Annotated in this window: 25 protein-coding genes; 15 read left to right on the forward strand and 10 right to left on the reverse strand. The window is 32.1% G+C overall.

Annotated elements, in window-relative coordinates:
- Positions 1-60: 60 nt before the first annotated feature.
- From ACW9XH_RS01500 to ACW9XH_RS01515, 4 genes are read left to right on the forward strand one after another with little or no spacing between them, the layout of a single operon-like run.
- The gene (locus ACW9XH_RS01500; RefSeq protein WP_457758872.1) at positions 61-840 is read left to right on the forward strand and encodes a serine protein kinase RIO; all 780 of its coding nucleotides are present in this window, start codon (positions 61-63) and stop codon (positions 838-840) included.
- A complete protein-coding gene (locus ACW9XH_RS01505; RefSeq protein WP_457758873.1) occupies positions 837-1,409 on the forward strand; it encodes a KH domain-containing protein in 573 nt (190 codons plus the stop codon). Before ACW9XH_RS01500 ends, ACW9XH_RS01505 begins: the two co-directional genes overlap by 4 nt.
- The gene (locus ACW9XH_RS01510; RefSeq protein ID WP_457758874.1) at positions 1,396-3,267 is read left to right on the forward strand and encodes a DNA topoisomerase VI subunit B; all 1,872 of its coding nucleotides are present in this window, start codon (positions 1,396-1,398) and stop codon (positions 3,265-3,267) included. Before ACW9XH_RS01505 ends, ACW9XH_RS01510 begins: the two co-directional genes overlap by 14 nt.
- Positions 3,248-4,375: a DNA topoisomerase IV subunit A gene (locus tag ACW9XH_RS01515; RefSeq protein ID WP_457758875.1), complete on the forward strand. Its 1,128-nt coding sequence runs from the start codon at positions 3,248-3,250 to the stop codon at positions 4,373-4,375. The genes ACW9XH_RS01510 and ACW9XH_RS01515 overlap by 20 nt, the downstream gene beginning before the upstream one ends.
- Here the strand turns inward: ACW9XH_RS01515 and ACW9XH_RS01520 are convergent, their stop codons facing one another.
- Positions 4,376-4,834: an Hsp20/alpha crystallin family protein gene (locus tag ACW9XH_RS01520; RefSeq protein WP_457758876.1), complete on the reverse strand. Its 459-nt coding sequence runs from the start codon at positions 4,832-4,834 to the stop codon at positions 4,376-4,378. It lies immediately after the preceding gene.
- Between the two features lie 228 nt (positions 4,835-5,062).
- On the opposite strand from ACW9XH_RS01520, the gene ACW9XH_RS01525 reads away from it, so the two are divergent.
- Together ACW9XH_RS01525 and ACW9XH_RS01530 are read left to right on the forward strand one after the other, a co-directional pair.
- Positions 5,063-5,521 (forward strand): hypothetical protein, encoded by a 459-nt coding sequence (locus ACW9XH_RS01525; RefSeq protein WP_457758877.1) that lies wholly within the window; start codon positions 5,063-5,065, stop codon positions 5,519-5,521.
- Positions 5,522-5,551: 30 nt separating this feature from the next.
- Positions 5,552-6,130 (forward strand): NADPH-dependent FMN reductase, encoded by a 579-nt coding sequence (locus ACW9XH_RS01530; RefSeq protein ID WP_457758878.1) that lies wholly within the window; start codon positions 5,552-5,554, stop codon positions 6,128-6,130.
- Between the two features lie 337 nt (positions 6,131-6,467).
- Here the strand turns inward: ACW9XH_RS01530 and ACW9XH_RS01535 are convergent, their stop codons facing one another.
- Together ACW9XH_RS01535 and ACW9XH_RS01540 are read right to left on the reverse strand one after the other, a co-directional pair.
- A complete protein-coding gene (locus ACW9XH_RS01535; protein ID WP_457758879.1) occupies positions 6,468-6,935 on the reverse strand; it encodes a universal stress protein in 468 nt (155 codons plus the stop codon).
- Positions 6,936-7,592: 657 nt separating this feature from the next.
- Positions 7,593-8,066, reverse strand: coding sequence for a universal stress protein (locus tag ACW9XH_RS01540; RefSeq protein ID WP_457758880.1), 474 nt, complete (start codon positions 8,064-8,066; stop codon positions 7,593-7,595).
- A gap of 261 nt (positions 8,067-8,327) precedes the next feature.
- On the opposite strand from ACW9XH_RS01540, the gene ACW9XH_RS01545 reads away from it, so the two are divergent.
- The 3 genes from ACW9XH_RS01545 to ACW9XH_RS01555 all read left to right on the forward strand — a co-directional run bounded on the left by ACW9XH_RS01545 (position 8,328) and on the right by ACW9XH_RS01555 (position 10,710).
- Positions 8,328-8,867, forward strand: coding sequence for a hypothetical protein (locus ACW9XH_RS01545; RefSeq protein WP_457758881.1), 540 nt, complete (start codon positions 8,328-8,330; stop codon positions 8,865-8,867).
- Between the two features lie 685 nt (positions 8,868-9,552).
- Positions 9,553-10,005, forward strand: coding sequence for a CBS domain-containing protein (locus ACW9XH_RS01550; protein ID WP_457758882.1), 453 nt, complete (start codon positions 9,553-9,555; stop codon positions 10,003-10,005).
- 285 nt (positions 10,006-10,290) lie between these two features.
- A complete protein-coding gene (locus tag ACW9XH_RS01555; protein WP_457758883.1) occupies positions 10,291-10,710 on the forward strand; it encodes a DUF6659 family protein in 420 nt (139 codons plus the stop codon).
- Between the two features lie 303 nt (positions 10,711-11,013).
- Here the strand turns inward: ACW9XH_RS01555 and ACW9XH_RS01560 are convergent, their stop codons facing one another.
- The gene (locus ACW9XH_RS01560; RefSeq protein ID WP_457758884.1) at positions 11,014-11,946 is read right to left on the reverse strand and encodes a lysylphosphatidylglycerol synthase transmembrane domain-containing protein; all 933 of its coding nucleotides are present in this window, start codon (positions 11,944-11,946) and stop codon (positions 11,014-11,016) included.
- A 220-nt stretch (positions 11,947-12,166) separates the two neighbouring features.
- Positions 12,167-12,295 carry an AmmeMemoRadiSam system protein B gene (gene amrB, locus ACW9XH_RS01565; protein WP_457759089.1) on the reverse strand — a complete coding sequence of 43 codons (129 nt, stop codon included), beginning with the start codon at positions 12,293-12,295 and terminating at the stop codon, positions 12,167-12,169.
- Here amrB and ACW9XH_RS01570 point away from each other — a divergent pair.
- Positions 12,269-12,481 (forward strand): cysteine hydrolase family protein, encoded by a 213-nt coding sequence (locus tag ACW9XH_RS01570; RefSeq protein WP_457759090.1) that lies wholly within the window; start codon positions 12,269-12,271, stop codon positions 12,479-12,481. The genes amrB and ACW9XH_RS01570 overlap by 27 nt on opposite strands.
- Before the next feature lie 212 nt (positions 12,482-12,693).
- On the opposite strand, the gene ACW9XH_RS01575 is transcribed toward ACW9XH_RS01570, so the two are convergent.
- A complete protein-coding gene (locus ACW9XH_RS01575; RefSeq protein ID WP_457758885.1) occupies positions 12,694-12,837 on the reverse strand; it encodes a hypothetical protein in 144 nt (47 codons plus the stop codon).
- A 132-nt stretch (positions 12,838-12,969) separates the two neighbouring features.
- Between ACW9XH_RS01575 and ACW9XH_RS01580 the strand changes: the two genes are divergently transcribed.
- From ACW9XH_RS01580 to ACW9XH_RS01600, 5 genes are all read left to right on the forward strand, one after another.
- Entirely contained in the window at positions 12,970-13,221 is a 252-nt protein-coding gene (locus ACW9XH_RS01580) for a hypothetical protein (protein ID WP_457758886.1), read from the forward strand.
- Between the two features lie 103 nt (positions 13,222-13,324).
- A complete protein-coding gene (locus tag ACW9XH_RS01585) occupies positions 13,325-13,543 on the forward strand; it encodes a hypothetical protein (RefSeq protein WP_457758887.1) in 219 nt (72 codons plus the stop codon).
- A gap of 45 nt (positions 13,544-13,588) precedes the next feature.
- A complete protein-coding gene (locus tag ACW9XH_RS01590) occupies positions 13,589-13,942 on the forward strand; it encodes a hypothetical protein (protein WP_457759091.1) in 354 nt (117 codons plus the stop codon).
- Between the two features lie 22 nt (positions 13,943-13,964).
- A complete protein-coding gene (locus ACW9XH_RS01595) occupies positions 13,965-14,363 on the forward strand; it encodes a hypothetical protein (protein ID WP_457758888.1) in 399 nt (132 codons plus the stop codon).
- A gap of 8 nt (positions 14,364-14,371) precedes the next feature.
- Positions 14,372-14,656: a hypothetical protein gene (locus ACW9XH_RS01600; RefSeq protein ID WP_457758889.1), complete on the forward strand. Its 285-nt coding sequence runs from the start codon at positions 14,372-14,374 to the stop codon at positions 14,654-14,656.
- On the opposite strand, the gene ACW9XH_RS01605 is transcribed toward ACW9XH_RS01600, so the two are convergent.
- The 4 genes from ACW9XH_RS01605 to ACW9XH_RS01620 form a co-directional block, all read right to left on the reverse strand.
- The gene (locus ACW9XH_RS01605; protein WP_457758890.1) at positions 14,653-15,444 is read right to left on the reverse strand and encodes an S-methyl-5'-thioadenosine phosphorylase; all 792 of its coding nucleotides are present in this window, start codon (positions 15,442-15,444) and stop codon (positions 14,653-14,655) included. The genes ACW9XH_RS01600 and ACW9XH_RS01605 overlap by 4 nt on opposite strands.
- Positions 15,444-15,956, reverse strand: coding sequence for an adenine phosphoribosyltransferase (locus tag ACW9XH_RS01610; RefSeq protein ID WP_457758891.1), 513 nt, complete (start codon positions 15,954-15,956; stop codon positions 15,444-15,446). The genes ACW9XH_RS01605 and ACW9XH_RS01610 overlap by 1 nt, the downstream gene beginning before the upstream one ends.
- A 39-nt stretch (positions 15,957-15,995) precedes the next feature.
- Positions 15,996-18,146, reverse strand: coding sequence for a biofilm-associated protein (locus ACW9XH_RS01615; protein WP_457758892.1), 2,151 nt, complete (start codon positions 18,144-18,146; stop codon positions 15,996-15,998).
- Positions 18,147-18,244: 98 nt separating this feature from the next.
- Positions 18,245-20,338: an AAA family ATPase gene (locus ACW9XH_RS01620; protein WP_457758893.1), complete on the reverse strand. Its 2,094-nt coding sequence runs from the start codon at positions 20,336-20,338 to the stop codon at positions 18,245-18,247.
- Positions 20,339-20,377: the final 39 nt, after the last annotated feature.

Genomic DNA, 20,377 nt, shown 5'->3' on the forward strand with positions numbered 1-20,377 from the left:
TACAAATTTTTTTAGTTTCTAACAGCAATCCCTTTTATCTAGTAGGAGCATATCTTTTTAATGACTGATACCATTAGTAAAAAATTAGAATCTAAACTAGATGATAAGTTAAGATCAAAGCGGAAACGATCTCCTTTATCAGATGGCTTCAAAAAAGGTAAAGTTGTCAATGAAGTTTTAGATAAACCCACTGTCATGACTCTTTACAAAATGATCACTGATCACATAATAGCATACGTTAATGGTTCGGTAAGTGCTGGCAAAGAATCTGTTCTTTTTTGGGGAGTTGATGATGATGGTGCTAATGTTGCTTTAAAAATTTATTTGGTAAGTACTTCAAATTTTAAAAAACGTGAGCCATACATTATTGGAGATCCTCGATTTGCTCATCTCAAAAAGGGAACAAAAAATCTTGTTTATCTATGGGCAAGAAAAGAGCATAGAAATCTGACTCAATGCTATCAGGCAGGAATTCCAGTCCCTAGACCTTATTATGTTACAAATAACGTTCTTGCTATGGAATTCATAGGTAATGATGGCGTTCCTGCTAAGCAGTTACTAACTTCAGATGTTGACGCAAATGATTATGCGCAAGCAATTTCTATTCTTGGAGATCTTTACAATAAAGCAAAATTGGTCCATGGGGATTTTTCAGAATATAATATTTTTAAAACAGAAAAAGGTCTAGTTGTTTTTGATTTGGGTTCTGGGGTTGATCTTAGACATCCTAACGCCCAAGAATTTCTTAAACGCGATATTAATAACATTGGCAGATTCTTCAATAAACGAGGAATTCCTATTGAAGATGCAAATAAAATATTTGAGGATATTGTAAAATGAGCTTTGAAAAATTAATTCGCATTCCAAATGATCGAGTTGGGGTTTTAATTGGAAAGGCTGGAAATGTAAAATCAAAAATCGAAGAATCTTGTTATGTTTCATTAGATATTGATGGTGTCAACGGTGAAGTTTTTATAAGAACTCAAGGAGATGTTGAGAAAATCAAACCATTCAAAGCTATGGAGATTGTTACCGCGATTGGAAGAGGGTTTTCACCTGAAAATGCAATGACTTTGCTAAACGGTGAAAATACATTACATGTAATCGATCTTAGAGAATTTGCTGGAAAATCTAGTGCAAATGTTGAAAGGATAAAAGGGAGGATTATTGGAGAGGGTGGTAGAGCAAGACGAAATATGGAAAATCTTAGTGGTACTCATATCTCAGTTTATGGAAGAACTGTTTCAATTATTGGTGATTCAAGCAAATTACGTGTAGTTGTTGATGCAATATCCGCTATTTCAAGTGGAAGTATGCATGGGGCTGTTTATACAAAGTTAGAAGCTGTTAACCGAAAAGAAAAAATAGAAAAAATGCAATTATGGGAAGATCAAGATGTCTTCTATTAAAGAACAATTTAATCAAATTTCTCCCAGTGAATTCTTTTACAGTAATCGTGATTTGGCTGGATTTAGTAATCCTACAAGATCTCTTTATACTGCTGTTAGGGAATTTGTTGAAAACGCATTAGATGCGTGTGACCAAAAAGGGATTCTTCCTGATGTCCATTTGAGTATCAAGGCTGTTGAACCTGATAAGCCAGATCCTAAACCATACATATTGACTGTAAAGGATAATGGTCCTGGAATAGATGCAGATCATATTCCACTTGCTTTTGGAACTGTACTTTATGGTTCTAAATTTGGACTCAAACAAGCAAGGGGAATGTTTGGTCTTGGGGCAACCATGGCAATTCTTTATGGACAAATTACAACTAACAAACCTGTAACTGTAAAAAGTTCTGTGGATGGTGTTACTCAAGATATATTTGAATTGCTACTTGATATTCAAAAAAATAAACCTGTAATAGTAAAACACACAACTAAAGAAGTTTCAAAAAAAGGACTTTCTGTGAGTATTTGTTTAGAAGGTGACTATTCAAAAGCAGGAACTAAAATTAGAGATTATGTTTATGAAACTTCTTTAATCACTCCGTATGCTTCAATAACTTTTGATGATCCAAAGGAACAAAAATTCAGTCATCCTAGATTCGTAAAAGAAATTCCTCCACCTCCAACTATTATTCGCCCTCATCCACATGGAATAGATGTGGAGAGAATTCGAAGGATGATTGTTGAATCTCAATTTGACATTCCTACGATTGATGATGCAATGATGGAAAAAGTTAGAAAAGATTTAGGATTGTCTGTGAAAAACCTTAGCTTTACAGCGATTATGGACAAAGCAAAGAAAAAATGGAAAACACTTCCGCGTCAAGTTAGAGTGGTAATTTCTTTAATGTCGTTTTTAAAAATGGATTTTGAAAAACTAAACAAAATTAGAATTGAAGACATTGACATGCCAAACAAAAAATTACATTATTGGGATTTTGGAGATTCACAATCAAAATCCATTGATATGGATCCTGAAAGTCCATATTACAAACAATTAACCAATACTGTACAAGGCGAACCTCTTACAACATTTCTTACAAAACGATTTCAAAGAATAGGGCCTACTACTGCTGTTAAATTTGCAGAATATGCTGGATTCAAGCCTGAAAAACGAATGGGTACTTTGTCAAACCAAGAATTAGTAAATCTCAGTGATTCACTTCAAAAATTTGAAGATTTCATGGCTCCTGATTCTACTTGTCTAGCACCTCTTGGTGCAGATCCGTTGGAAAAAGGAATTAAAAAATTCTTTAATCCTGATTTTGCTGCTGTTGTACAACGTCCTGCATCTGCATATTCTGGATTTCCGTTTATTATTGAAATGGGTATTGCTTATGGCGGCGATATAAAATCAGGCGGACCGCATGTATATCGATATGCCAATAGAATCCCTTTGCTATATGATGAAGGCAGTGACGTAGTTCTCAAAGTTGTTAATGAAACTGATTGGGGTAGATACAAGGTAAAGGGAGATCCTCCATTCATTATAGTTTCTCACATTTGTTCTACTAGAATTCCGTATAAAACTGCCGGAAAAGAAAATGTAGCCGATAGACCTGAAATCGAACGAGAATTAAGATTAGCTTTGCAATTGTTGTCTAGAAAATTGGCAGCATACATGTCTAAACGGGGTCAAGCTGATATGGCAAAAAAGAGAGCAAATCTTTATGCAAAATATATTCCATTGATAGCAGAATTTTGTACGGAACTTGCTGGAAAAAAGAAAGAACCTAATTATAAGAAAATTCTAGAAGAAAATACGATTGAATCTAAACAAACAGTAGAGGAGGAAAATGAAATTGGCAACAACTAAAAAAGAACAAGCTAAGATTAACGCACGTAGCAACAAAGCTGATGAAAAACAGAAAAATATTCTTGAGATGCTCAAAAGTCACGGTGCAAAAATATATGATGACTTGGATAATGGCCAGTTTCCAAAATTCTCTATTCCTAGCAGATCTGTGAGTAACATTGTTTATGATAAAAAGCTTCGACAGTATATTTTAGGAAGTAATGCTGCAGTTAGAAGCTCAAGAAATTCTGCACAACTAAGATCTTTTACACAATTGATGTGGTTGGCATTTTTTGCAAATAGATTGACTAAGGAAAAAAAATCATCTACATTAAGAGATGTCTATTATTCGTCACAAGCATTCGCTATAGAATTTGAGGATCAATCTGAATCTGATAATATTATTGTCGATTTGGAGGCTGTAACTTCTAAACCTAGAGAAGATTTTCATATTTTCCCAGAAGAGAGAAGCTCTATCTTTGGAGATTTGACTATCGAATATACCATTCCTGGGTATGAAGGAAAAACCATGAATTTGTCTAATCATCCTGATGGGTATTCAATAGGTCCTAGTTTGACCACTGCTGAATTGGTAGATACTAGTGCGGAAATTGTTATTGCAATTGAAAAGGGTGGTCTTTTTACAAGATTTGTTGAAGAACAGGTTGATAAAAAATTCAAATCAATTATTATCAATACTGGTGGACAAGCACCTCGTTCAACTAGAACATTATTAAAAAGACTACATGAGGAAATGAAGCTACCTGTAATTGTTTTAACTGACGGAGATGTGTATGGAGAACATATTGCAATGGTTATAAAATCCGGCTCTGCCAATGCTGCTCATCTTAGAGAACTTACAGTCCCTGATGCAAAATGGGTAGGTGTGTGGGCTACTGATATTGAAAAATACAAGTTACCGACAATCCCTATGACTGAATCTGATATTAAACGATGTTATGATTTGCAAAAAGATCCTAGATATCAAGATGGAGTATGGAAAAAAGAATTAGATGTATTTCTAAGATTAAAAAGAAAAGCAGAACTGGAAGCTTTCTCAAAATATGGTCTAACAAACATTACAGACAAGTATTTACCACAAAAATTAGAATTGGCAAAAAGTCTCTAATTATTTTATTCTTAGTGTTAGTACACCATTTCTATATTTGAAATCAAATATTTGCATTTCTTTAACTCCTTCTATTGGAATTTCTTTTGAAAATCCTGATGTTCCTCGTATGTATAAAATTCCATCCACCAATCTCACTGCAATTTTGTCTTCAGGGCCTGGCACTTCTGCAACAAAAACAAATTCTTCTTCACCTTTAATCAAATCATATACCCAATTCTTTGATTCTTGTTCCCTAGCTTGAGTGTATGCTGGTTTTTGGTTTTTTGCCATTTTCTTTAGAACTTTAACCCAATAAAACATCGTAAGCGCTGCTCCGCCAATTAGAATAAAACTAACAAATCCTGAATCTGCTCGCTGTGTCATTATGTAGATGATTCCTAAAAATAAAATGACAATTATGGGAATTACAAAATTTAATGATTGATCATTTGAATATGCTCCCTTATAACTAGCCAAACAGTAAAAATTAATGTCTACCAAATATAAAGTATCTTTGGTATTGTAACTATTTCAAATTCAAAACTAAGACATTACTGTATAACGTATTAGCCGTTGTCAGATTAATGACTTAACTTGTAAATCTCTCTCAAGGAACTAACATTTAATTCAAAAATAGTTCAATTTTTAACAAATTATTCTTTAAAATGGAAAATTTGTTAAATCTGATGTTGTCTTACTAACAATATGGAAGATAATTCCGATACAAAATCTGTAAAACAAGAAGAGAAATTATCCGTATGTGACATATTAAAATCAGATACTTCGGAAATTATCAAAAAATTGGAATCCCAAACACCCTCGATATTTCAAAATTCATCTAATCTGTATACTGAATACCTTCACATGTGGGATGATCTTTTTGGAACTTGCTATATTTCAGAAAAAGAGTTTTTTGATAAACTAAACGTTGATCCTAAGATTCTAAAACAAATTAAGACCAACTCTGAATCAATGAAGAAAAGTTATCTGGAATTTTTAGACATGAATGCAAAGTATTGGGATGAATATTTTAAAATGAGAATTTCAGCAGTAAAATCATATGATAACTTTCTTCATACGATGATGGAATCTTATGCTAAGATGTTTTCACAATTCAACAAATCACAAAAAGAAAAAAAGAAAAACTTGCAAAAAAACGATTAATATATTTCCAAAATATATGATTAAATTACAATGACAAAACCAAAGATTCTTGCATTTGCAGGTAGCACTCGAACAGATTCATTTAACAAAAAACTAGTCAAGATAGCAGCTGATGGAGCAAAAGAAGCAGGTGCAGATGTAACAATAATTGATCTTCGTGATTATCCAATGCCCCTCTACGATGAAGATTTAGAAAAAAAAGAAGGATTGCCATCCACTACACAAAAACTGAAAGAATTGATGTTGTCTCATCAGGGATTTCTAATATCATCTCCAGAATACAACAGTTCAATTTCTGGTGTTCTCAAAAACACAATTGATTGGACATCGAGACAGGGAGATGATGAATCACCAATGTCTTGTTTTAAAGATAAAGTATCTGGAATAATGAGTGCATCTCCTGGTGGATTGGGGGGATTGCGAGGATTAGTTCATGTTCGTGCAATTCTTGAAAATATTGGAGTACTTGTAATTCCAACTCAAATAGCAATATCAAAAGCTCATGAGGCCTTCAATCCAGATGGAATGCTAACGGATCAAAAACAAGAACAGCAAGTAAAAAACATAGGTTCTAGTCTATCTCAAATGTTATTGAAACTAAATAATTAAAATTCATGCCTATTTGTGTTCCATTTCTAACCTCAAAATGGTAGTTCTAAATGAATCAGCAACATCTAAACAAAAATTCAGCACAAATTCTTTCCATTTAGGATTTTCTTTTAATTTTTCTTTTCCTAGAAATACGGCTATGACCTGAAATTCGTTTTGTCTGCAGTATATAGTAATTTGAGTGATTCCTGAATTTTCTCTTCAGTAAATTCTGGAGTGTTTAACATATACATTTCTTTGAGTTCCATAATTACAAATTTGATGATTTACAATTAAACTCATCTGAAATTCTCATATTTGAAAATACTTTAATCTTGATTAGATCTATTTAGTTCGATCAAATATTTTCAATGTCGATTAAAGTTACGGGGCAATTTACATTCTCTACTACTTTTCTAGAAACACTTCCTAAAGAAAGCAATTTTTTGACTCCTTTGAGCTTCTTTCGTTTTGCCATTACAATAAGTTCTATCTTTTCTTTTTCAACTATGTCTAAAATAATTTCAGCTGCATCACCAATAGTTACTTTAACTTCAGATTGGATTCCTTTTTCTTTGCATTCTTGAGCATGTTTTTCCATTTTTTGTTCCATATCTTTTCTAATTTCCTCATTTGCATTATCAATGCTTTTTAGCAAACCTTCCCGTTCAGATGAGGATAATGCAAATGATGGAGGAGCTTGAATTGCTTCTACAACATGTAAAATAATTATTTTAGATGAATCTCTTGCAGCAAAAATTGCATGTTTGAGTGCCTTATCCCCTGCAGGAGTGCCTGCATGAGGAACTAGAATTTTTTTATACATAACTTATCGATTAACTGTTGAACATATTTACAACACGTTAATTCTCAAACTTGATTTTGTATAGTATACTGTGTTACTTTAAAAATTCATGTTGTACTACATTGTGTTGCTACCATCTTATTAGTTCATGACTACAAGTAATACCAACATGAATACAAAATCAAATAATAAAATGCATTTACTACCAAATAAAATAAAATATTATACAATAATAGGTATTTGCACTTTAGCAGTAATTTTTCTTCCATTGCTATTTTGAATCTGTGTATAATTGTGATGTAAATCTCTATGAATTAAACTTCGAACAATGTTGAATTGTAATTATCATAATTGAAAAAGGTGATTTATAATTATATTTTATTTTGTCCCACATATAACATGATTAACGTACTACAAAAAATCCTGAGAATTGACGTATTTGTTTTGGGTACGCTAACTGCATTGTTTTTGACACTTACAGTGATTTTGTATTTTGTAACAAAAGAAGTTCCATAATTATATTAAAAATATCAATGTCTATCTACCATTTTCTATCTAATCCTTGCTGGTCTCTCCATTCTGTATTGTACTGTTCTTTACAGGATATGTGACATCTTTTTCCACTCATTTCAGTTAGACCTTCAGAAATATCCATTGGATTACTACAGATACTGCACTTCATTTCGGATTCCCAATAACTAAAATTGGACATGAAACATATTCTAGAATTTTTCGAGTATTGCTTCCCAAATTAAGAAATACCTTATCATCTGAATCCCTCTTTTTACCCATAACAATCAAATCCACAGGATTATTATTGTAAAATCTCAATATCTCTTCATCTGGATTTCCATGTGTAATTCTAGTGACTGCCTCAATTTTTTCACGTTTACATCGTAATACATGCCTCTCCATTTTTTTGTAAATTATTTTTTTAAAACTACGAGGAGCATATTGTAATTCATTAACCATTTGATTTTGTTCTGAATCTGATACGAGATCTAATGGTATAGACATTGGTTCTACAACTCTTAAAATTGTAATTTTACCCTCAGTCACTTTTGCAATATCTATTGCTTTTTCCAGTGCCTCATCCCCTGTCTTTGTGCCTGCATGGGGAACTAGGATATTTTTGTATTCGAGTATGCTCAAACATCTCCTATGGAATGTTTGAAGGCGATACGTGATTTTTTAATATTTGATTCAAAGAATTTTTTCATTATGATTACAAATAGAAGTAAAAAATTGTCAAACGCACATGATTGAAAACCAAAACCAATCTCTTCTTGTTTTCCACTCCTATTTGATATCACGTAAATCTATGAATAAAAAATTAATAAAAAGCAGTAGCAATACAATGTAATACAACGTAAAATTAGTCTATTTTTTATTCAAGTCAAATTACTAAATAATGTGAAAGAAGTTGAATCCGTAGATAAAACAAAAACTGTATCCTTTAGATTGTCTTCTTCTCTAATTGAAGAATTAAAACAAGAAGCTGAAACTGAAAAGATCAACTTTAACGCTTTGATTTCAAAAATATTGGGAAATCATGTTCTATGGGAAAAGTATGAGAGAAAAGTTGGATTATTACCTATGACTAAACCTTTTGTAAAATACGCTGTTGAAAAACTTGATGATAAGGAAATTATCTATTTGGCAGAAGTTATTGAAAAAGACACTTTTTCAGACATACTAAATTTCATGAAAGGGGAATATACAGTTGATGATTTTATAGAAATTCTTCGTACTTGGCTTAATGTTGCTTGGATGCAACATGATATAGAGAAGAAAAAAAATACTGTGATCTTTAAAATTCAACATGATTTGGGAAACAGTTGGTCACTATATGTGAAAACTTTGGCAACTGAATTATTCTACGATATTTTAGGGAAGAAATTGGATGTAACCCTGACTAAATCTACCATCAAACTTGTCTTTCCTACAGAATAATTATCTCAAGATACCATAGTTGATAATCCTAAAAGTTATTTTTTCTTTATCCAATCCCATTCAGCTCTTTCCTCTTCTTCACTCATTTCTCTTAAACTATTTTCTTGTTTTGTATTGATAACCTTGTAGCAATACAATGTAACATAATGTGCCCAAATTCATATACATTCATGTTGGATTATTATTAATCAAAATTGTTCAAAAATATTGCAGTTGCCATAATAGCACCTCACATACAAAAAGATCTTTTGATATGGGACGAATTAGCAAAGAAATTTGATAGTACATTATCCATCATTGAATGTGTTTACAAATTCCTCCAAAGTTTTATTTTTTTGAAACAAAATCTGACAAAAAATCCCCAAGAACAAACCTCGAGACTCAAAAAAGAACTGAAAAAATGAAAAGAAATTGCACAAAAAGATGGCGTTAAAATAAATACCAAGTTTGCTCTAACTGACTCAATTGCTCATTGGGTAATTGATTATGTTCAAGAACACAAGGTAGATCTGTTAATCGTAGATTATCCTAAACTTTCATTGATCGAAGAAAATCCCTATGATGATATCATAAACATGATTCATCATAGAGCCCACTGCCATATTCTTACCACAAAAATCGATTAGATTTGCTGTATTACACTGTCTTGCTACCACTATAACTATCACAGAAAGATATTCTAGTTATGAGTCAAGATGATTTTAACCATAATTCAATTCTAGTCAAAGATATTATGAATAAAGCTCTGATATCTGTAAATCCTGTTATCTCGGCTTTACAAATAGCAAAAATGATGGCACAAGGAGGCGTAGGTGCAATCATTGTCAAAGAAAATAAGATTCCTGTGGGTATAATTACAGATAGAGATTTTGCAGTCAAAATTGCTGCACATAGTCTTCCATTAGATACTCCTGTAGAAAAAATAATGTCTTCTCCAGTAATCACAATCAATCATAATGATTCTATTTCTCATGCAGCAAAAGTCATGAATAATAAAAAAATCAGAAAACTTGCAGTAATGGATAACGGAAAAATTACTGGAATAATTACATCTACTAATTTAGTTGATCAATTGGCAAAAGAATCCATCAATTTTTCACGAGTAAATAATGATAAACTTAGAAAAATTTCCTCATAGAGAAAAATCATGGACAAATTACCATTTTGCACAAGATGAAAAAAGTGAGAACCTCAAATCAAGTCTTAATCTGTTTAGATTGTTTGGAAAAATAAGGATTAGATTCTAAAATTCCAATTAATGCATATTTTACACTGTACTACATTGTCTTGCTACCACTATAATTATCACAAAAATATAATGCTAGTATGAAGACCAAGGAGGCTACAAAAAAAGTATAATTTACAAATCAGAATCTTCCCCAACCTTTCCATTTTTTTCTGATTCGTAATTTACTTCTAGATCATGTCAAATCAACTAATTTCTAAAATGAATTTAAAATCAACACTGGATATTCACAAATATTTACGTCTAGAAAACAAATGCTATTCTCTTCTAAATGATAAAGAAATTAGATTTGTAGGCATAATAAATAACATGGGAAATCTAATTGCTGGCGGGATAAGTAAGAATGTTGATTATCTAGAAACCGATGACGAAAGAAGAAAACTCTACATGCAAATCGCACTTGAAACTTCAATGCGTAGAGACTTTGATGATACTCTCGGCAAGATAAATTATGTAACAACAAACCGAGATAATATTTTGATGATTATTGTGCCTATGAATGGCTATATCGTATTGATTTCTGCTAAACCTACCTCTATTGCTGAACAAATTATTTCCAAAGTCCACTCTTTAGGATTTTTTCAATCTGGGATTTAGATATGGTGCAAGTATGTATTGGATTATGTGAACGCTTAAAATCGTCTTCAATGAAAAATCATCTGCGTTACCAAGCAGGACACAAACGTTGTTCATTATGTGCTCATTATTTTCATACTGAAGATCCTAGGTGTCCATGTTGTAAAACAAGATTAAGATCTAAAGCTCGCAGTCGCAAGAGCAAATTGAAAAATTTAGAATTGAGAGCAGTAATGGATAGAAATGAAATAATTTCTGCTGATTTGGATGATCAAACCACTTAGTTGCTCATAATTTAGTTGAGGTCAAATAACATTAGTCAATCTATGAAATCTGTACTTTTTGTTTTAGGGCAAAACGAGTAAAAATTAACCCTACACTTGTTGCAAACCATATTGTTGAAAGTCTTGTGAATATAACAATTGATGATGCTACTGAAATAATAAGACCTTGTTTTACTAAAAGATATTCTGCAATACCTTCTGTAACTCCAATGCCTCCTGGAATAAGTGATAAAATTCCATAACCTAACGATGTGAGATAAATTTGTGATGTTAGAACATATCCTAAATTAATACCAAATGCCAAAAATCCCGCATACACTGCCAATGCATCTAGACTCCAACCTGCAACACTAATTGCCCAACTTTTTGCCATGGCTGTAGGTCTGGTTAAATTAAAAAATGATTCATTTGGACTAAACTCTGGTAATTTCTCTGCAACAAATTTTATTTTTGATGATTTTTTTTGTACAAAAGAAAACACATTCAAATTACTAATTAACAAATACACTCCTAGTATTAGAAACGATGAAATCATCACTAGAGTTGCAGATAGCCAATTAAACGAAATCAATAAACTGACAAAAATAATTGTTGTTGCTCCTGTGAGATCATGAAATCTTTCTAGAAAAATAACTGGAAATGATTTGTCATTTTCAATATTGAGTTTTTGTTTTAAAAAATGTGCTTTTATGAATGTCCCAACCCCTCCTGGAGTGAAAATCAATGATAGTCCTGCTAAATAGACAACAAAATTCTGCTTTAATGTGATTTTTTCGTTTACTATTCTAAGTAGTTCTTTTTGACGGAACATCTTGACAATATGTGATAACACTACAATACCAAATACCAAAAAAACTAGTTCAATTCTAAGATGAAGAAACTGCTCTGAAATTCCATTTACATCTGAGAATACAATTAATGCAACATACAAAATTATGCTACTCAAAATTATCCAAATAATGCTTTTTTTCATTAATTCAAAAACTTCCATTTCTTATACGCTATCTATGTAATTTGACTAAAAAAACACATATAATTGAAAAAATCTAAATATTCGAATCAAAACAGTTGTCGTTTTCAATTACTATGTACTACATTGTGTTGCTACCTAAATTGAGAAATGGTTTATCTTTGATGTGAATCTTGAAAATCACTTCTATACATTCATCTGGATTTAGAATTTAAATTTCTGATTAAATAAATTTTATTGCACCATATCCTACAACTGATTCTGTATTTCCAGATATATCTCCACTTGTCGCATAGCTGAGTAATTTACCTTTTGTTGCACCTAGATTTTTACATGCAATGAAACAGACTATTGTGTTCTATCAAGTGTGTTGGATGCTATTCATTTGGGATATTATGTGGTTGTGGTAATGGATGCATGTGCAAGTAGTAAAAAGCAAGGGCAAAAACATGCAAAAGGAATATTCGAAAGGTTCCCAGAACAACTTTGGATAACATCTACCGATGATCTGATAAATCATTTTCAAAAGTACACTTAATCATACATGATTATCCTTAATTTCATTCAAGATACACTGCAAACCCCAATCGCTTCACACAGAATCAAAAAAGACCATGAGGTTATTATATAATTTAGAAAAAAGAATGCCTATTAGTCAGATAATGCATAGTAATGTATCGTAGTGGTGTGAGTTTGCATATCTGTAAAGAAGGACTGAATTAACTACTCAGCTACGAAAAAGAGATTGAGTTAGGTATTTTCAAATTCTTTGAGTAATTCTTTAAATTCTTCTGGATATTCTTTTTTAATTTCATTTTCATTAAATCTGTCACTTTTTAGATACAACTTATCATAATTACTATTTTTTTGTGCTTTAAACAAATCCTTATTCATTAACGAATTTTCTATGTCACACTATGAAAAAAGAGTTTAAAATCTAAGGATTAAAAATATTCAATACTAAAAGAGCACCAAAAATAATTCCTGCTACTATGATTACGCCTTTGAATAACGTTTTCAATATTTTTGGGTAAATGGCACGAACTTAAGCGTATTGTAAAAAAACTACCAACACTTTCTAGAAATAAAGTAAAAACAAAAGTTCCCAGTACGAAACTTTCTACTCATAAGAAAACTCATTCCAAAACACCTATGGGAACATGTTATCTTGAAAAAAATTGCAAGGGTGTGCTAGCAAGAAAACTAACTAAAATTCAATGTCGAGATCAAGGTGGAAAAAGTTGGAAAAAGGCAGGTGGATTGTGTGAGAAATTATAAAATCAGATTTTGATAAAAATAAAGTTCCAAAAGTCAGGTAAGAATTGGACAATATTTTCTGACTAATCTTTGGTTTTTATTACCATTTTTGAAATTTTCCTTGTTGTCTGATGACAAAGAATCTAAACTTTCAATTACTCAAATTGCATTGAGAGGAACTATAATTGCTGTAATAATTACAGTTCCATCAATCATAGCATTTGTAATTACCTGGAAAATTTCAGACAATCTAATTTATGCTGCAATTTTAGGGGCAATTATCCATTTTATTGCTATGGGTTTTTCTTTAAAAATTTCTAAAAAGATTCTAGCCCGTAGATAACTGCATAGATCATGTTTTATGTTGTTATAATTTATTTCAAGAATGATGATTTATTCAGCAATTGAAAATGATCTTATATCTGAAATTCATTTAGATTCTATTCAGGCACAGGTTTTTTTGCTAGTGACATGCTATGGCAAAATGTCGTCTGAAACCATTGCTGAAAAATTAAATATTTCTACTGATGATGCAAAAAAAACATCGAAAGATCTAATGGCTCTTGGTGCTTTTATTGATATTACTCCTACCGAATTTGAGGCCATGCATCCTAGATTTACCGCAGTAAACATGTATAGAAAGATGTGCGAGCGAGAAAATATCGAATTTAAACGAAACAAAATTGTTGATAATATTGGCGTAATATTGGAAAAACCATATGATGATGCAAGAACTAAATAATGCCAAAACTTTGTGAACAACATTGAGTATTGATACTGAAACCTGCAAGCATCAGCCGGTCTATTTCGGTGTGATAAACATCAACATTGATGAAAGAACCATAGGATCTGTCGATGTTTGGAGATGTGGAGTTTGTAAGAAAAAATTCTGTGAAGAAAAACAACTTGGAATTGAAGAACTTGCTGACTTGGTAGGGATGCCAAAAATTGATCCTGATGCAAAATGGGGAGTTAATGTATGTAAATTGCAACAGGGAAAATACAAATGGAAATTAGTAAAACTAAAAGAAAACGGAGAAATAAAACATGAATGTCTAGATGAGCAAATAATTTCTCTTAAAGTTAATAATTTTAAAGTAGAAGATGACAAACATTGGAGTTTTCTAATTGATGATAATGTTAACAAAGCTGTAGAAATTTAATTTCTGAGATGGATCTCAAAGTTCACATTAATAATATTCATGGAAGCCAGATGGCTGCAAAGATTACTGGTAAATTCACAATAGATGAAAATGAATTTCGTTTTACAGCTATTGCTTTTGGTAGGATAGGTGGACAAAATATTGGAGCAAAACTTTCCCAAATCACTGAGAAAGAATTAGAAAAATTAGGTTATGATGTTGATGAAGTAATAGATTTACTTCAGAGAAATCTGCTTCAAGGTGATTTGACGCTTCCAGAAGGACTCACAAAAGAGTCATTTGTTGATGATTAGAATTCTGCTTCTTCTAATGCCTTTGCGCAAGAGCAGCTTCTTGTTTTAGGAATTTTATCTATCAATTCTGTTAGTATTTTTTTTGTTTTCTCTACGTTCTTTGAAAGTGTCTCAATTACTTCTTTAGCTGTAACTGGTTTGTCTGCCCATACATCATAATCTGTAACAGTTGAAATTGAAGCATAACACATTTGTGCTTCTCTTGCAAGTTGACATTCTGGAACCAAAGTCATTCCAATGATGTCTGCACCTGTAGTCCTATAGAATCTTGATTCGGCTTTAGTTGAAAATCGTGGCCCTTCTATACAGACATAGGTGCAATCTTTGTGCATATTCACATCTTCATTATCTGTAACTTGAAGAATTGATGATTGCAGTTCTGGACAAAATGGATCAGCTACTGAAATATGTATGACCCTGCCGTTTTCAGAAAATGATCCATCCCTAGATTTTGTAAAGTCTATGAATTGTGTGGGTAATGCAAAGTGACCGGGTGCCAATTCTTCTTTTAAACTTCCAACTGCTGATGGTGCAATGATTCTTGTGACTCCTAATTCTTTAAATGCCCAAATATTTGCTTTGAAATTTATTTTATGTGGTGGAATGGTGTGTTTTTTTCCATGTCTTGGAAGAAATGCAATTTTTCTTCCTTTAAAAACTCCAACAGTAATTGTATCTGAAGGTTTTCCATAAGGTGTATCTATGTCAACTTCTTGTGCATTCTCAAGTAGACCTGAATCATAAATTCCAGTTCCACCAAAAATTCCTATTTCAACATCTTTTTCCATTAATATTTCACCAGTGATTTACAATTGTATTTGCTAATTCCTTTGATTCCATTTAGATCAACTAATTCTATTATGAATGCAAATCCAATAATTTTCCCTCCTACTTTTTCTATTAATTTTGCAGATGCTTTAGCTGTTCCGCCTGTTGCCAGCAAATCATCACAGATGAGTACCTTTTCCCCTTCTTTGATGATGTCTTTTTGAATCTCTATGGTGTCTTTTCCATATTCTATTGTATATGCTAATTTTGTAGTTTTTCCAGGAAGTTTTCCTGCTTTTCTAATCATTATCATGCCTTTGTTGTACCTTGAGGCCAAAATTGATGCTAGAATGAATCCTCTTGATTCAATTCCTGCAAAAATATCGATATCTTTTGGATGGAATGTTTTTGAAAACTCGTCTGCAATGTACGATAATGCTGATGGATCTTTTAAAATTGGGCTAAAGTCTCTAAATAAAATTCCTTTTTTAGGAAAATTTGGGTAATCGGCTATTCTGTCTTTAAGATTCATAATTTCATGCAAATAAGGTGAAATAAAATTGTTTGAACTCTAATCTACAACAAAAGTTGTTACAGCTGTATCTACAGAGTCCTTCACTAAAACAGTATATGTGCCTGCCACTAGGTCTTTGGAAATCGTCCAAGGTATTTCACAAGTAGAGCCTGCGGTAGCATTACATTTTAAAGAATCATCAATAATATCTCCATTCGCACTAGTGATTGTTATGAAAACCGTTGATTTTGGTGTAGCCCCGTCAACTTTAATTTTTACAGTTGTTCCAAATCCTGGAATCTCTTGACCCTCTACAACGTTCACAACCAATCCTTCTGTCTGAACAGCTGTCACTACAATGTCTATGATGTCAAAGTTTGAACCACTAACAACTTTGATAGTCCATGTGCCTGCAATTCCATTTGAAGGTATTCTTAATCTATTCTCTGTGAATACCCCTTCACTATCTGAAGGCAATTGTATACTTTTAGTCTCTTTTCCATTAGGATCGATTAAAGTTGCAGTCAATAATACATTGGAGTTTGTTTTACCAAGGAATAGGATGGATTCACCTTGTTCGTATTCTAATTTTGTAGAGTTTGCTTCTATTTCTCCCGCTCCTACTTGTAATCCTACTGTAAACCTTTCACTGCTTTGTGTATTGCCTTTTTTAATTACTGCACTGTAAACACCTGAACTAAAACCTGATAATTTTAATTCATATTTTCCTCTACCGTCTGGTTGTAATTCAATGGGGATGCTTTCTCCCTCTATATTTCCTGAGGGATCAATTATGATCATTGTTAGTTTATCTGATGCCACTCCAGTGAGAGTAATCTGTGCAGTTTCTGTGGATTTATAATTTAGTTTATCAAATTCTAAATTTACTGGAATTGATGGTGGTTCATCATATCCTACGTATACCAATTCTTTATGCTGTCCTTGTGTTGCAATTAATGTCCATGTTCCCTCTTTATCCACATTCTCTGTAGTTTGATATTCAAAATTTACAATTCCTGAATCGCCTATGTCTAGAATGTCTGAAATTCTTTCATTTCCATGAGAATCTTCTAAAATTAATTCTAACGGAAGATTTGGAAGGGCTGTTCCATTAAATACAATTATTTCTCCTGCAGGAACCATCAATTTTGTTGGAGTAATTACAATTACTTTATCTGATTCTAAGATCCAACTAACCTGTTTCTCTTCCTTTCCATCTGAAATAGTTCCAGTGTATTTGCCAAAGGGTCTATCTAATGGAACTAGAAGTGGTTCTAATTTCCAATTTCCTTTACTGTTACTTTCTGATGTTCTAGTTCTAATTATTTCTCCATCCGGTGCAGTGATTTCTATTGTAATTCCGCTACCTGGTTCTCCAGTTCCAAAAATCTCTAAAAAGTCGCCTCTATGAATTGTATTTGGAATTCCTTGTATTGTAAGTGGTATGTTTTCTGATATTGGAATTCTATTTTCTATATTGTCAATTCTGATACTCAAATTCTTTTCATCTCCATTTTTGTTTTTGACTTTGAAATCTATTCTATCTGCTTTCTGATCATCTGGAATTTTCATTGTAGTCATAAAATGACCTTTTTCATCCGTGTCAAAAGATCCAATTTTTTTAGTATCTATGTAAAAATCATATTCTTCTAATGCTCCAAAATTATCTCCAGTCACTCTAATTGTTGAACCTACATTTGGTTTCTCTGGAATTATTCTAAATACTGATTCATCTGAAATACTTTCTTTAGAATTATTTGTATTTTGAGTTGGTTCTGAATTTTTAACCACCTCTGGCAATCCTTTTGCTATAGTAATTCCAGTACTAACTTGAGTGTCTTTACTATCAAGAACTTTCCAATTGATTCCTGGATTTGGTTTATCTGTTTTCACTCCGAATTTTACAGATTCTCCTGGTTTGATGGATTCTGATGATGTAAAAATAATAACTCCCTGAGCATTTTTCTCGCCTACCCATCCTTTTTCAGTTTTGAATGATTTAAAACTAAAATCACTTCCCAACCAAATTCTTAAAGTTTTGATGTCTTTTGTTGAATCATTTGTTAATTCTAGTAGGGATGTTTCCTCTAATGCGATGCTTGTAACTGAAATTTCTTCGCCATACACATTTGATGGCAATGTCATTAACATAATTGAAAATAACAACACAACTGAAAGGAAAATTCCTCTAGTAGAGGATCTATGCATGTAATTCAAACTCCATATCTCTCACTTAAACCTTAAAGAATTTTTCCCGTTTTTCTATTTCTTAATTTAGTGTTTATCATGAGCAAACTTCTTAAATCTTAAGCCTTTGCCTTTTGAAATTTGTTTAAATCTGATTTTGTAACTACGTTCTGATATTGTCTGATTCGTTCAGCAATTAGTCGATATAATGATCTAAATTGATCCTTTGTTTTGTCTGATAAGAAATCTGTCTCTTCAAGTGTAATTTTCTCACAGATGTATCTGGTAATGTCTTCGTTGTTAAATTCGTTCCAATCATCTTCACTATGTTCTTGCCATATTTTTCTTAATTTTTCTAAAACTCCCTTGCCTTCTTTAGATGTAACTTCTTGAGGGGTGAGATTGGAAAAACCTTCATGCCTAAGCTTGATTTCATACGTTTGATTTACTGGGTACAAATAATCTTCTAGTACTATGTAATCTTCAATTGATTCTAACTTTTTTCCTTCGTGCTCAAAAAAGATAGTTTGAACTGATGAAAATTCATTTGAAACTAACTGGGCTGAAATTTGTTTAGATTCTTCAGAATTATCCAATAAAACAAATGTTCTATACCCATGATTTCTGTAAAATATTGCTAGTGGTAAAACTGAATTTTTATTATACGCTGCAATTACATTCAGTGGATTCATAGAGATATTTGGATCCTGTAAAAATTTATCAAATGCATTCAAATACATTGCATCTGACATTGTTTCAACTATGATTATTGGTCTGGAATTTGTTCCTATTTCTCTGTCTACAATAGATTCAACTTGACCTCTACAAAGTCCATACAAAATAGGTGTTAGAGTTTTATCATCTGCATTCCAATAGTCATAAAAGATTCTACTGAGATGTTTTCTCTTATCTAATTCGACAACAAGTAAGTTGCCTGGTGTATAATCAAATATCATAAATGGTGAGTGAGTTGCATACAAAACTTGGTTTGATCCTGCCAAATTTTTCAATAAATCTGAAATTCCCATTTGTTGTGTCGGGTGGAGATTTCTTGCAGGTTCATCTAAAAGTAATATTGCTTCTTTTAATTCTGCTCTTTGTGTTTCAGCTGCAAAATTCACAATAAATGAAAATGTCCATTTGAAACCTTCTGCTCTTCTGTTTAACAACCCTGTGTTTGTAATGGTTCCATCTCTATGTACGTCAGAAATTACAACACTCATAATATTTCCAGGACTATATCTCAAATCAACATGAATGGGGTCGCCTTTCCATGCTGGATTTAATTTTTTAGTCAATCGGTTGCTTGCTGCATTAAGAAGTTTGATGCATTTTGATGGGCTTTCTTTTACCTCGTCTAGTTCTTTCATGTCTAATTCTGCCAAATAGAAGAGATTTCTTACTGTTTCAGCCTTGTCAAACTCCTCGACAAATTCTATTGAATCTGCTCGTTCTCCTCTTTCTTCTCTTAGGTATTCGTTGAGATTGATATTTCCGTAGATTTTTTTATAATCTGAAAAGTAAACGAACCTTGGATGTAGTTCTGCTGCAATAAAATTTTGCAATGCAGTTTTTTCACTTTCCCCACTTAGAAGATTAGAGAATTGGTTTTCTGGACTTTCATAGATTTTTTCCCACTCTTCGATTACTTTAGGTTCCTGTATGGATATTACGTGAAATTGATTACTGAATTCTGCCATTCCACTATCGAAGATTTCTTGGTTTTTTGGAACATCTTCTTCAAAGAATTTTGTATCTATTTGTATTCTTAGATGATTTGGAATGGTATCTAGAAATCCAAATATCTGTCTTGAGAAATTTTCCCACGAATTGAGTCCTTTATTGCTATCTTCGCTAAGCTCAATATCTTCAAACTCATACTGAACTCTGGGATTTTTATTCGTTCTAAATAATTTAATTTTTTTAATTTCTGGCAATCCTGGAAATTTTTCTTTAATGATGCTAATTTCATGTTGATTTAGATCAAATACACCTTCTGCCAGTTTCATCTCTTCTTTTAATTCTTCATTCATTTCATCACAGAGATCTAATTCTGAAACTTGCTCGTCTCTATTTAACAAAGTCAATGCTTGAAGAATCGTAGTTTTTCCACTTTCGTTTCTTCCTACAAAAGCTGCTAAATCCCCAACTGTAATTTCTCCAGAATCATGAATGCAACGATATGCTCTGACTCTGAATTTTCTAAGTCGCATCTAGCGATATTTAGTTGGCTACGATTTAACTCATTCGTC

This window comes from Candidatus Nitrosopumilus sp. bin_32a (assembly GCF_054095935.1).